10 protein-coding genes are annotated in these 12,282 nt (G+C 65.9%); 3 read left to right on the forward strand and 7 right to left on the reverse strand.

From position 1 onward, the window contains the following. Positions 1 to 235: 235 nt before the first annotated feature. Complete coding sequence (locus tag ACI2KK_RS28425) at positions 236 to 958, forward strand: pirin family protein (protein WP_404671568.1); 723 nt, start codon at positions 236 to 238, stop codon at positions 956 to 958. 291 nt (positions 959 to 1,249) lie between these two features. On the opposite strand, the gene ACI2KK_RS28430 is transcribed toward ACI2KK_RS28425, so the two are convergent. From ACI2KK_RS28430 to ACI2KK_RS28445, 4 genes are all read right to left on the reverse strand, one after another. Continuing rightward, entirely contained in the window at positions 1,250 to 3,463 is a 2,214-nt protein-coding gene (locus ACI2KK_RS28430; RefSeq protein ID WP_404671569.1) for a TonB-dependent receptor, read from the reverse strand. Between the two features lie 284 nt (positions 3,464 to 3,747). Then, on the reverse strand, positions 3,748 to 5,097 hold the full coding sequence (locus ACI2KK_RS28435; protein ID WP_404671570.1) for a spinster family MFS transporter: 1,350 nt from the start codon (positions 5,095 to 5,097) through the stop codon (positions 3,748 to 3,750). 500 nt (positions 5,098 to 5,597) lie between these two features. Further along, the gene (locus tag ACI2KK_RS28440) at positions 5,598 to 6,767 is read right to left on the reverse strand and encodes an MFS transporter (RefSeq protein WP_404671571.1); all 1,170 of its coding nucleotides are present in this window, start codon (positions 6,765 to 6,767) and stop codon (positions 5,598 to 5,600) included. 78 nt (positions 6,768 to 6,845) lie between these two features. Then, positions 6,846 to 7,268 carry a hypothetical protein gene (locus ACI2KK_RS28445; protein ID WP_404671572.1) on the reverse strand — a complete coding sequence of 141 codons (423 nt, stop codon included), beginning with the start codon at positions 7,266 to 7,268 and terminating at the stop codon, positions 6,846 to 6,848. Between the two features lie 86 nt (positions 7,269 to 7,354). Between ACI2KK_RS28445 and ACI2KK_RS28450 the strand changes: the two genes are divergently transcribed. Beyond that, positions 7,355 to 7,714 (forward strand): MerR family transcriptional regulator, encoded by a 360-nt coding sequence (locus ACI2KK_RS28450; protein WP_404671573.1) that lies wholly within the window; start codon positions 7,355 to 7,357, stop codon positions 7,712 to 7,714. A 198-nt stretch (positions 7,715 to 7,912) separates the two neighbouring features. On the opposite strand, the gene ACI2KK_RS28455 is transcribed toward ACI2KK_RS28450, so the two are convergent. The 3 genes from ACI2KK_RS28455 to ACI2KK_RS28465 form a co-directional block, all read right to left on the reverse strand. After that, on the reverse strand, positions 7,913 to 9,091 hold the full coding sequence (locus ACI2KK_RS28455; RefSeq protein ID WP_404671574.1) for an MFS transporter: 1,179 nt from the start codon (positions 9,089 to 9,091) through the stop codon (positions 7,913 to 7,915). 117 nt (positions 9,092 to 9,208) lie between these two features. Then, positions 9,209 to 9,574: a HEAT repeat domain-containing protein gene (locus ACI2KK_RS28460; RefSeq protein ID WP_404671575.1), complete on the reverse strand. Its 366-nt coding sequence runs from the start codon at positions 9,572 to 9,574 to the stop codon at positions 9,209 to 9,211. 54 nt (positions 9,575 to 9,628) lie between these two features. Continuing rightward, on the reverse strand, positions 9,629 to 10,540 hold the full coding sequence (locus ACI2KK_RS28465) for a LysR family transcriptional regulator (protein WP_404671576.1): 912 nt from the start codon (positions 10,538 to 10,540) through the stop codon (positions 9,629 to 9,631). 330 nt (positions 10,541 to 10,870) lie between these two features. Here ACI2KK_RS28465 and lysA point away from each other — a divergent pair, with 330 nt between their 5' ends. Next, complete coding sequence (gene lysA, locus ACI2KK_RS28470) at positions 10,871 to 12,100, forward strand: diaminopimelate decarboxylase (protein ID WP_404671577.1); 1,230 nt, start codon at positions 10,871 to 10,873, stop codon at positions 12,098 to 12,100. Positions 12,101 to 12,282: the final 182 nt, after the last annotated feature.

Genomic DNA, 12,282 nt, shown 5'->3' on the forward strand with positions numbered 1-12,282 from the left:
CACGTCTGGCTTCACGCAATCCTGTGGGAGCGGGTTTACCCGCGAAGCAGGCGGCGCGGTGGCTGGCACCGGCTGCGCCGGTGATCGCCGGCAAGCCGGCTCCTACAGAGGCGCGCAAGATTGTCTACCACTACAGGACAGTCATTCACTCTACAGCCGATTTTTAGCTTCGACAAAGGACAGTAAAGTTCACTCCATACAAGGCACTCAGGCCTGACCTCATAGGAGATGAACCATGCTTACCGTTCGCAACGCAGACCAACGCGGCCTGGCCAACCATGGCTGGTTGAAATCGGCCCACACCTTCTCGTTCGCCGGCTACTACGACCCCGAGCAACAGGGGTTCTCCGACCTGCTGGTGATCAACGATGACCGTGTATCCGCAGGCAACGGCTTTGGCCAGCACCCGCACCGCGACATGGAGATTTTCTCCTACGTGCTCGAAGGCGCGCTGGAACACAAGGACACCCTCGGTACCGGCTCGGTGATCCGCCCGGGTGACGTGCAACTGATGAGCGCCGGCAGTGGCGTGGCCCACAGCGAGTTCAACCACAGCCAGGCGCAGCCGGTGCACTTCCTGCAAATATGGATTGTGCCTGCGGTCAAGGGCGCGACGCCGCGCTACCAGCAGCAGCACTTCAGCGCTGATGAGAAACGCGGCAAGCTGCGCCTGATCATCTCGCCGGACGGCGACCAGGGTTCGCTGCAGGTGCGCCAGGATGCGCGGGTGTATGCCGGCCTGTTCGATGGCGACGAGCACGCCACCCTGAAACTGGCCAGAAGCCGCCACGCCTATGTGCACGTGGCCCGCGGCAGTGTCGAGCTGAACGGCCGGCGGTTGCAGGAAGGTGACGGGGTGCGGGTAAGGCAGGAGCAGTTGCTGGAGCTGGCTAATGGCCGGGATGCCGAGGTGCTGGTGTTCGACCTGCGGCCCAACGAGCTGCCGCGCATGCCTTGAAATGCAAATGCCCCAGGTCGGTGATGGCCTGGGGCATTGGCTTTTGCCGTTGGATCAGCAGCGCGTCGCATACCTTGTGGGAGCGGGCTTGCCCCGCGATGCAGGCAACGCCGTGGATGGCACCGGCTATGCCGGTGATCGCCGGCAAGCCGGCTCCTACAGGTGCAGCGCCACATCTGGCTTCACGCGGTCCTGTAGGAGCGGGCTTGCCCGCGAAGCAGCCAACGCGGTGGCTGGCACCGGCTGCGCCGGTGATCGCCGGCAAGCCGGCTCCTACAGGGGGCGGAGCGATCAGAAGTCGATAGTGCCCGAGAACTTCACCAGGCGCGGATCACCCTGGGTCATGTAGCCGCCGTTGGCCGAGGCCCAGTAGTTCTTGTCGGTGAGGTTTTCCACGTTCACCCGCAGGGTCAGGTCCTTTTCCGACACCTTCAGCTTGTAGCGAGCACCGACGTCGAAGCGGTTCCAGGTGGGCAGGCTGAGGGTGTTGGTCGCGTTCACATACTGGCCACCGGTGCGCAGCATGCGGCCGTTGAGCGCCAGGCCTGGTACGCCGGGGACATCCCAGTCAACGCTGGCGTTGAGCTGGAAGGTCGGCACACCGATGGCGTCGTTGCCATCGTTGGCACCGTTCAAGGTTTTTTTCTGCTCCGAACTCATGCGGGTACCGCCAGCCATCAGGCGCAGGCCTTCGATCGGCTCGCCAAACACGCTCAGCTCGATGCCCTTGTTCACCTGCTCGCCGTCGCGAATGAAGACATTGCCCGAGGTGTAGCCGTCGGACGGTTTCTCGATGCGGAACACCGCCAGGTTGGCGCCGTAGGTCTGCTTGTCGAACTTGATACCGGCTTCCAGCTGCTTGGTGCGCCCTGGCGGGAACAGGGTACCGGCGTTCAAGGTATTGGCCGGCGCACTCGGCCCCTGGGCCAGGCCTTCGATGCGGTTGGCGTACAGCGAGATGCTGTCGGTGGCCTTGAACACGATGCCGTAGACCGGCGTGGTCACGCCCTTGTCATAAGGTTCGCCGTTGCGGCTGCCGTCGCGATACGGACGGCTGGCGGTGACCGGCCAGGTACCGTCGTAGTAATAGTTCTCGACGCGCAGTTGCTGGCGGCGCACACCGTAGGTCAACAGCAGACGGTCGTCGAACAGGCCGACGGTATCGGAGATGGCAATGCTGCGGTTGCGGGTCTTGCCGGTGACACCCGGGTCACCCATTTCACCGCCCCAACTGGTGACATTGGTGGGCTTGGGCTTCTGCACCGTGTCGTAGATGTTGGTGGTGATCGGCGAATAGAACCGGTAGGCGTTCTCGGCCTGGGTCCACAAGGTGGTGGCCCCCATGGCTACCTGATGACTGAGCGGGCCGGTCTGGAAATGACCATTCAGGCCGGCACTGAAACTGGTGTTGTCCTCACCGTGGACAATGTCCGACGGCGTAATGGTCGCGCCGCCCCCATTGCCATTCAGCACCGGGGTGCCATAGGTGCCCTGCTCGCGGGTATGACGGGCGCCACCGGCCAGGTAGGCGGTCCAGCTGTCGTTCAGGTCCCACTCACCCCGGAGCATGCCGAAGGTATCTTCGGACTCGCTGTAGCTCCAGTCCTGGCCATAGTTGTGGCTGGCACCTGGCGCGGTGGGCATGATGGTGGTCGCATTGCCGGGGTTGGCCAGCGTGGCCTCTCCAGGGCGCACCGAGTTGCGCAGATGGTTGATGCGCTGCTTCTGGTAGCCAAAGTCGGTGGAAACGCGGAAGCCGTCACCACGGTAATCCAGCCCGGCAATGAACAGCTTGGTGCGCTGGTCCTGGTCGTCGACGGCCGTCTCGCCCTCACGCTGGCTGAGGTTCAGCCGCGCGCCAAAGCGGTTGTCTTCACCAAAGCGCTGGCCGATATCCAGGTGCTCGCCAATGCGCCCGTCGCTGCTGATGTCCTGGGTGTAGCGGCGGGTCGGCTCGTCGCCAGCGCGCTTGGGCTGCAGGTTGACGTTGCCGCCAAGGCCGGTGCCGGTGGGGCTGACACCATTCAGGAAGGCGTTGGGGCCCTTGAACACTTCAACGCGCTCCACCCCGTCGGTGGACATGATCTGCCGCGGCAGAATGCCGTACAGGCCGTTGAACGAAATGTCGTCCCCGGCCAGTGGCAAGCCGCGAATAACGAAGACCTTGGACTGGTTGCCAAAGCCGAACGACTCACGCACCGAGGGGTCGTTGGCCAGCACGTCGCCGATATCCTCGGCCTGCTGGTCCTCGATCACCTTGGAGGTGTAGCTGGTCATGGTGAACGGCGTGTCCATGTAGTCCTGGTTGCCCAGCACCCCCATCTGCCCGCCACGGGCCACCTGGCCGCCGGCGAATTCGCCAGGCAGCGTGTTGGGAGTGGGTTTGACGGCGTCGGCGTTGACGTCGGTGGCGTCCAGCTGGATCGGTTCGGCGGCTTGCGCCATCAGCGTTACAGAACAGCAAAGCGCCAGCAGGGCTGGGCGCGACGGGAAGCGGGACGCCATCGTGAATTCCTGACTTTTAAATTGATTCAGAGCGAAGGCGTGAATGGTAATGCTTCGCAACTCCAAACATCAACCCAACATACGGCGTTATGCCACCTTTGGGATAAACGGCGTGTTTGAGCCTTCGCGGGGGTCAGGAACCTAGGGGAGTGCGGGGTGCAGGTCTTGGAGGGATGTGCTGCATGTTACGGCCCTATCGCCGGCAAGCCGGCTCCTACAAAGGCGCGCATTCCCCTGTAGGAGCCGGCTTGCCGGCGATAGGGCCCTGTCAGGCGCCAAACAAATCAGGCCTCGGCAACCCGCCCTGGCGCCTCACCCTGCTCGACCATCCCCTCGCGCATACGCTGCGCATCGCGGCTGAAGCACCGCGAAGCCGCCAGCAAAAACACCAGGGTCAGCAGCAGCGCCACCGGTATCAGGTACATCGCATCATGCAGCCCCTGGGCCTTGAACGCCTCGCCCATGGCCACCTCCCCCGCCGCCTGCATGGCCGCCACGGCAAAGTGGTCGGACAGCCCGCCCACCACCACCGGCCCCAAGCCGCCGCCCAGCAGGTACAGCCCGGCAAAATACAGCGCCATGGCCGTGGCCCGCAGCTGCGGCGGCACCACGTCCTGGATGGCGGTGTACACGCAGGTGTAGAAGTTGTACGAGAACAGCCAGCCCAGCCCGAACACTGCCACGAACAGCCCCAGCTCGATGCGCCCGGCGTGCAGCGCCCAGGCCGTGGCCAGGGTGGCCACCGCCATGCTCAGCACGGCGAACATCAAGCGGCCGTTGGCGAAGCGCTGGTGCACCTTGTCCGCCACCCAGCCGCCCAACGTAAGCCCCACCAGGCCAGACAAGCCGACGATCACCCCGGTGGCCACCGCCGCATCGTGCAGGGGCAGCGCAAAGTAGCGCTGCAGCATCGGCACCATGAACGAATTGCAGGCATATGAAGCAAAATTGAAGGTCAGCCCCGCCAGCACCAGCCAGGCAAAGGTGGGCACGCTCAACACCCGACGCAGCGGCCGGTCGATCGGCCCCTGGGCGATGGCCACCGCCTCTGCCGCACCGCGCACGGGTTCGCGAATGGTGAAGATGAACAGCGCCAGCAGCACCCCCGGCACGGCAGCGATGAAAAACGGCGCACGCCAGCTGCCAAAGGCCTGCACCATGGCGCCGATAGTGAAGAACGCCAGCAACAGCCCCAGCGGCAGGCCGAGCATGAAGATGCCCATCGCCCGCGCCCGCCGCCCGGCGGGGAACAGGTCGCCGATCAGCGAGTTGGCAGCTGGCGCATAGCTAGCCTCGCCAATGCCCACGCCCATGCGCACCAGCAAGAAGCTCCAGAAGCTGCCGACCATGCCGTTCACCGCGGTCAGCCCGCTCCAGGCCATCAGCCCCCAGCCCATCAGCTTGCTGCGCGAGCCGGTGTCGGCCATGCGCGCCAGCGGCAGGCCGGCGATGGCGTACACCAGGGTGAAGGCGGTACCGATCAGGCCGATCTGAAAGTCGCTCAGGTGCCATTCCAGGCGGATCGGCTCGATGATGATGGCGGGGATGGTGCGGTCGAAGAAGTTGAACAGGTTGGCCAGAAACAGCAAAAACAGGATGCGCCAGGCATTCGACGCTTGGGTGGCGGTGGACATGGTCGGGTCCCTCGTTATTGTTGTTCGGGGCTTCCAGTGCGCCACCCGAATCTAGAGGGGGAATGCGGCTGCGTCTGCCAACATTGACCGTGCTGATACCGGGCAATGGCCTGGCACCGAAAGCGCGGGGCAAGCCCGCAGCTACAAAACCCACGGCGCCTGTGGGTTGCGCTGTCGCGCAGGGAACTACGGCCGCAAGCGCGCCCCGGCACCTGTGGGAGCAACTGTCTTGTGCTGCCTGAACCGGCCTCATCGCCGGCAAGCCGGCTCCTACAGAATCGCGCGAAGCCCGAACCAAGCGCCGTACCTGTGGGAGCGGCTTTAGCCGCGAAGCAGGCACCGCGCTAGATGGCACCGGCTTCGCCGGTGTTCGCGGCTGAAGCCGCTCCCACAGAATCTTCGTTAAATCAACGAGTTGTGACTTGTTCCATAGGCGCCGGCTTGCCGGCAATCAGCGGCGCAGCCGGTGCCGCCCCTCGCCGACAAGGCCCGCACAATGCTCAGCGGGTCGCCCACCAGTCCGCCACCGCCAGGCACACCCCCAGCCCTACCCCAGCCACCAACGCCAGCAAGGCCGTTTCGGTACCCAGCCTCATCAGCAGCTGTAAGCACAGCGGCATGCCCAGCAGCACCGCCGCTGCGTTGAGCATCAGCGACCAGCCCAGCACCTGGGCGATGTCCGCCCCCGCCCGGCTGACGAGCACTGCGGTGCCCGCTGGCGCGCCCAGCCCCAGAGCCAGGCCCCAGCTACCCAGGCAAACCATCCCTGCCGGGAGCGCAGGCGGCAGCAGTGCAAATGCTGCCACCGATACGCCCAACAGCAGTACCGCCAGCAACACCAGGTCCTCGTCGCGGCGCAACTGGCGGCGCACCGCGCCCGCCGCGAGGTTGCCCGCGGCCATCGCGAGAATGTAGGTGTATACAGTCAGCGGGCTATGCTCACGCCAGAACCCGTGTTCCACACCCTTCAATTGCCCCGACACCACCAGCCCCAGCATGCCGATGCCGTTCCACGCGCCCATGGCCAGCAACGCCCGCAGCAGCGCCCAGCGACCGTATGCACGCTGTGGCTGTGGCATCTGCTGACTTGCCGCTGGCCAGCGCGCGGCCAGCAGCATGGCGCCGAGGCTGCCGGCAGCCAGCAGGATCAGCGGGCCTTGCCAGCCCAGCTGCTTGGACAATGCACTGGCGAGCATAGTCCCCAGCTGGGTGCCCAGGGTGATGCCCAGCATCACCAGGCCCATGGCCGCCACTTGCCTTGCCGGGGCAGTATGGTCAGCGACCATCGCCAGCACGGCAGGCAGGATGAGCGCAGCCGCGATGCCTGCGACCACCCGCGAGGCAATGGCCACAGCCATGTTCGAGGTACAGGCCATGGCCAGGGCGCTGGCCGCGAACACGACCAGCGCGGGCAGCAGCAGCTTTGTGCGGTGGATACGGTCGCAATAATGGCCCAGCAACGGCGCGGCGATGACGAAGGCTAAGGTGAAACTGGTTTTCAGCGACATCACCCCCTCCAGGTCGATGCCGAACACCTGGATCAGCGCCCGTGCCATGGACAGCGGCATGGACTCGGCCAAGCCGACCAGCAGCGCGATCAACGCCAACGGCAGCAGAAACAGCTGGGGCATCCGGGTAAGGGGGTGCGGCTGAGTAACGGGTTGGTACATGAAGTGCGTCCTTGCGCAACGGAACAATAGCCAAGTGCCTCCATCGGCACAGGGCCGGCAAGGATACAGGTCAACGGCCTACCGTTGCAGCGCAGTGAGCTGTTTTTCCGAGCTGACCGGCAACCACTGCGCTATCCCCCACAACACCTCGAACAGCAGCACCCCCCACAGCAACGGCGAGGCGCCATGGGCCAGCGCATACCACTGCCATGCCGCGAATAGCGCCCGCCCCGCCGCGTCATAACGCCCGAAGCGTTGCTGCGGGTGGCGAATGCGCAACCAGGCCCACACGCACACGATCGACCCCATCAGGTTGGCCATCATCATCTGCAGGGCATCGAACGCCGGCAGATGCCCGCTAAACCCCAGGCTGTCGTGCAAGGTGCCCAGCCAGCCATGCAACAGCATGAAGCTCCAGGGCGTGACGAAGCCCACGGTCACCACCAGGTCGTAGACACCACTGGCGCGCACCAGCGTGCGGTATCGGGCCTTGCTCCACATGGGTATTGCTCCTTTTCAGTCAGTGAGAGCGCCAGGCTAAAGCCTGGGGTAAGCTCCAGGGTCAAGCCCCCTGACAAGGAACGAGCGTGCGTATCGGTGAACTGGCCCAGGCCTGCGGTGTAAGCCGCGACACCTTGAGGTTCTATGAAGAGCGCGGGCTGATCCGCGCCCAGCGTTCGGCCAATGGCTACCGCGACTACCCAGCCGATACCGTGCAACTGGTGACCTTCATTCGCACCGCGCAGCAGTTGGGCTTCAGCCTGAACGAGATCGGCAGCAACGTGGCACAGCTGTGGCAATCGGCGGCGCCGGACCAAGCCGTGGAGGCGTTGCTGCGCGACAAGCTGGCGCTGATCGAACAACGCCTCGAAGGCCTGCAGCAACTGCGCGCAGCCCTGCTGCACCGGCTGACACTGGCCTGCCCGCTGCGCCCGGATGCGAGCTGAAACCGGCGCGATAGCCGTGGGAGCAACTGTCTTGCTCAATGTCTAAAAGCTGGTGCGATCCCTGTAGGAGCCGGCTTGCCGGCGATAGGGCCGGCACAGGCGAATGCTGGCACCGGCTGTGCCGGTGATCGCCGGCAAGCCGGCTCCTACAGGTACGGCACTGGCCTGAAGATGAAACTGGCAAGGCCGACAAAGGGCTCAGCGAGTCACCCACCAGTCTGCCACCACCAGGCACACTCCAAGCCCGACCCCGGCCACCAGGACAACCCCGAGTGCTGCCGTGCCGCCGATCATCAACAACCACAAGGCCAACGGCAGCCCGCCCAGCACCACCAGCGCGCTCAAACCCAACGCACCACCCAGCACCTTGCCGGCGCCCGCTCCCGCGCGGCCGACCAACACCGCCAGGCCCGCCGGAAGGCCCAGCCCAAGCGCCAGGCCCCAGATGCCCAGGCAACCAAGCGCGACCTGAAACGAACGCGGCAGCAGCACGAAGGCCAACACCGACAGGGCCAACAACAGCACCGCCAACAGCACCTGATCCTCGTCCCGGCCGAGCCGCTGGCGCACCCAACCGGCGCCAAGATTACCCGCGGCCATGCCCAGCCCATGGCCCAGGGACACGTAAAGCGCCTGCTGCAGGGTGAAGTCGAGATCAGACATCAGCAACTGGCTCGACACCATCAGCCCAAGCGTACCGACGCCGTACCAGGCGCACAGAGCCAGCAGCGGGCGCAACAGCGGCCTGCGGCCAGACGCGCCGGCCGCAGCTTGCGCCACCTGCCGGGTCGGCGCCCGGGGCAACCAGCGCGCAGCCAGCAGCATGACGCCCAGGCAGCCAGCTGCCAGCAGCACCAGTGGGCCCTGCCACCCCAGCGACTGTGCCAGGATGCCAACCACCATCGGCGTCAGCAGGGTGCCCAGGGTGATGCCCATTACCACCAACCCCAGGGCCGCCACCCGCTTCGTCGGCGCCAGCAGGTCAGCAACGATGGCCAGCACAGCGGGCAGGATGGCCGCCGTGGCGATGCCGGCAAGCACCCGCGAGGCCATGGCCAGCCCCAGGTTAGAGCTACAGGCCATGGCCAGGGCACTGGCCGCAAGCATCACCAGCGCAGACAACAGCAGCCGCCTGCGTTGCACCCGGTCGCAGCAGTAACCGAGCAGCGGTAAGGCCAGTGCAAGCGCCAGGTGGTAGCTGCCGGTCAGCGACCAGACACCCTCCATGCCGGTGTTCAAGGCCCCGGGTAGAAAGCGCATCATCGCCAATGGCATGGGCCCGACCATGCCGGCCAGGCAGGCGATCAGTACCAGTGGCAGGAGGAACAGCCGGGAGCCTTGGAAAAGCGGTAATGCAGGTGTAACAGGTGGGTTCATGGCATGCGTCCTTGCGCGAGTGAACAATACAACCAACTGCCGTTATCGGCAGTTGGCCTGCAAGGATGAACGCTGCACGCCCTCAATCGCGCCGCCTGCCCGCAGCGCCCGCCTCGCTCACTTGAGCGGCCAGCGGCTCAAGCCCTCTTCTGCGTACTGCCGGATGTGGGGGTCGTGGCTGCTCAGCAGCTGTTGCAGCGCTTCGCGGGACTGCTCAGTGCCGATACGGGCCAGGGCGTAGGCGCACTTGCGCTGAAACTCGTGCAGGTTGTCCCAGCGCACCAGGCTGGCGAAGGGGATGGTCATGGCGGTGGCGATGGCCGGCACTGCCGCCGGGTCGCCGGCCAACCCCAGGGTGAACACGATATCCTCGTGACGCTCATGGCGTTCGTCCAGCAGCAGGCGGGTGAGGGTTGCCACGCTGCCCGGGCCCTCGGGCAGCGAGTCGAGATGGCCCAGTATCAGTTCAGGTTCAAGGTCCAAAAAAGCCTCCGCAAGGGTTTGGGGCGTCGCCGCCGGTGATTCTACAGGCCAGCGCTACACCTGCCCCAGCGCTGTTTCCATTGCCTGCGCCTGCTCGCGCAACGCCGCGCAGAACGGCCCCACCACCGCCGACGCCGGCCGGTGCTCGGGGCGAATCAGCATTACCCGGTACGGCACCGATACGCTCAAACGGCGCATCAGCAAACCACCCTGCCCCGCCTCCAGCCCGCTCAGCGGGTTGATGATCGCTACCCCCAGGCCCTGGCGCACCATGGCGCACACCGAGGCAGCGCTGGTGGTCTCGATCACCGTACGGCGGTTCACCCCGGCGGCGCGAAAGTGCTGGTCGAGCTGCTGGCGGTAGGTGTCGAGGCTGGCCAGATTGATGAAGTCGACCTCGTGAAAGTCGGCCAGGGCCAGCACCGGCTTGGCTTGCAACGGGTGGCCCTGGGGCAGCACGCAGACCATGTCGGCGCTGAACAACAGCTCGCCCACCGCGCCGCGCGGTATCTGCTCCACCTCGGTCAGGCCCAGGTCGTGCTGCTGGGCCACCAGCGACTCTTCCAGCAGCGGCGACTCTTGCGCGGTAATGCTCACGCTGACCCCGCGGTGCTGCTGGTGAAAGCGCTGGCAAGCCTTGGGCAGCAGGGTTTGCGAGAACAGCGGCAGGCAGGTGATGGCCAGCCGGCCCTGTTCGAAGTTGCGGATGGCCTGGGCGAAGCGGTCGATGCGCTCAAGGCCGATGAAGGCGCGCTCCACCTCGTCGATCAGCAGCAAGGCCTGGGCGGTCGGCGCCAGACGCCCGCCTTCGCGCTCGAACAGGTTCAGCCCGGTGACCTGCTCCATGCGCGCCAGCTCGCGGCTGACGGTGGGTTGCGAGGTGAACAGCAGGCGTGCAGCGCCAGTGACGCTGCCGGCGGCCATGATGGCGCGGAAGATTTCGAGGTGGCGCAGGGTGAGGTTCATGGACATTGGCCGACAAAGGTTTATGGCATGGGCAAATGAAACGGGCTTACCCGTGGTGAGCGATCCCTGTGGGAAGCGGCCTTGTGTCGCGATTGGGGCGCGTAGCGGCCCCAGGGGCTGAGCATCATGCAAAATCGCCGGGGCTGCTACGCAGCCCAATCGCGACACAAGGCCGCTTCCCACAGGGATTGCGCCAACTTTCAGACATTCATCTCCCACCTGCCCCGCCCACGGATGCATATCAAATATGAATCGCTAAGATAAAAATAGCTATTTTTATGAATCCAATAATTACCTCATGCTCGGTGCATCCACTCACAGGACCGCCCCATGACCTTCCCCCTGCTCGCCACCGCCATCCGCCAACACGGCTCGCCCCTGTGGGCCTACGACGCGCACACCATCAACCAGCGCATCGACCAGTTGCTGCAGCACTTCGACAGCGTGCGCTTTGCGCAAAAGGCCAACCCCAACCTGCACGTGCTGCGCCTGATCCGCGAACGCGGGCTGGTGCTGGATGCGGTGTCGCTGGGCGAAATGGAACGCGCCTTCGCCGCCGGGGCCCAGGTAGGTGGCGAGCACGCAGGCGTGGTGCTGACCTGTGACGTGCTCGACCAGCCGACCCTGGCGCGGGTGGTCGAGACCGGCATTGAGGTCAACGCCGGCTCCATCGACATGCTGCGCCAGCTGGGCGAGCGCTCCCCCGGCCACCGCGTATGGCTGCGCATCAACCCGGGCTTCGGCCACGGCCACAGCCGCAAGACCAACACCGGCGGCGAGAACAGCAAGCACGGCATCTGGCACGAGCAACTGGACGAGGCCCTGGCGTGCATCCGCCAGTACGGCCTGCACCTGGTGGGCGTGCACATGCACATCGGCTCGGGGGTGGACTACCAGCACCTGGAGGCCGTAGCCAGCGCCATGGTCGGGTTGATCCGCCAGCTGGGCACCGACATCGAGGCTTTCTCCATCGGTGGCGGGCTGTCCACGCCTTACCGCGACGGTGACCAGCCGGTTGACCTGGCCCGTTACGCCCGCACCTGGGCAGTGGCACGCGCAGAAGTTGAAAGCCTGCTCGGCCACCCCGTGCGCATGGAGATCGAACCCGGGCGTTACCTGGTAGCCGAGAGCGGTTACCTGGTGGCCGAGGTGCGTGCGGTCAAGCAGATGGGCGAGCGCAACTACATCCTGGTGGACGCCGGTTTCAACGACCTGATGCGCCCGGCCATGTACGGCGCCTACCACCGCATGAGCCTGTACGACGCCGACGGCCAGCCGCTGGCCGGTGCGCTGCAGCCCACCGTGGTGGCCGGGCCGCTGTGCGAGTCGGGCGATGTGTTCACCCAGAACGACCAGGAGCTGACCCCGCAAAACCTGCCCCCGGCCAAGGTCGGCGACCTGCTGGTGATTCACGATGCCGGCGCCTATGGCGCGTCGATGTCGTCGAACTACAACAGCCGCCCGCTGCTGCCGGAGTTCCTCATCGAGCAAGGCAACCTGCGCATGATCCGCCGCCGCCAGACTGTGCAGGAGTTGCTGGCGCTGGAGCTGGATATCTGACCTGTAAATGATCTTGCTGCGCCTGGCGCATCCCCTGTAGGAGCGGGGGGGGGGGGGGGGGGGGGGGGGGGGGGGGGGGGGGGGGGGGGGGGGGGGGGGGGGGCGGGGGGGCGGGGGGGGGGGGGGGGGGGGGGGGGGGGGGGCGCCGCCGCGAGCGCCGCGGCCGGGGGCCGAGCGGCAAC

The sequence above is a fragment of the Pseudomonas sp. NPDC089406 genome, from assembly GCF_044900265.1.
Lineage (GTDB): Bacteria > Pseudomonadota > Gammaproteobacteria > Pseudomonadales > Pseudomonadaceae > Aquipseudomonas > Aquipseudomonas fakonensis.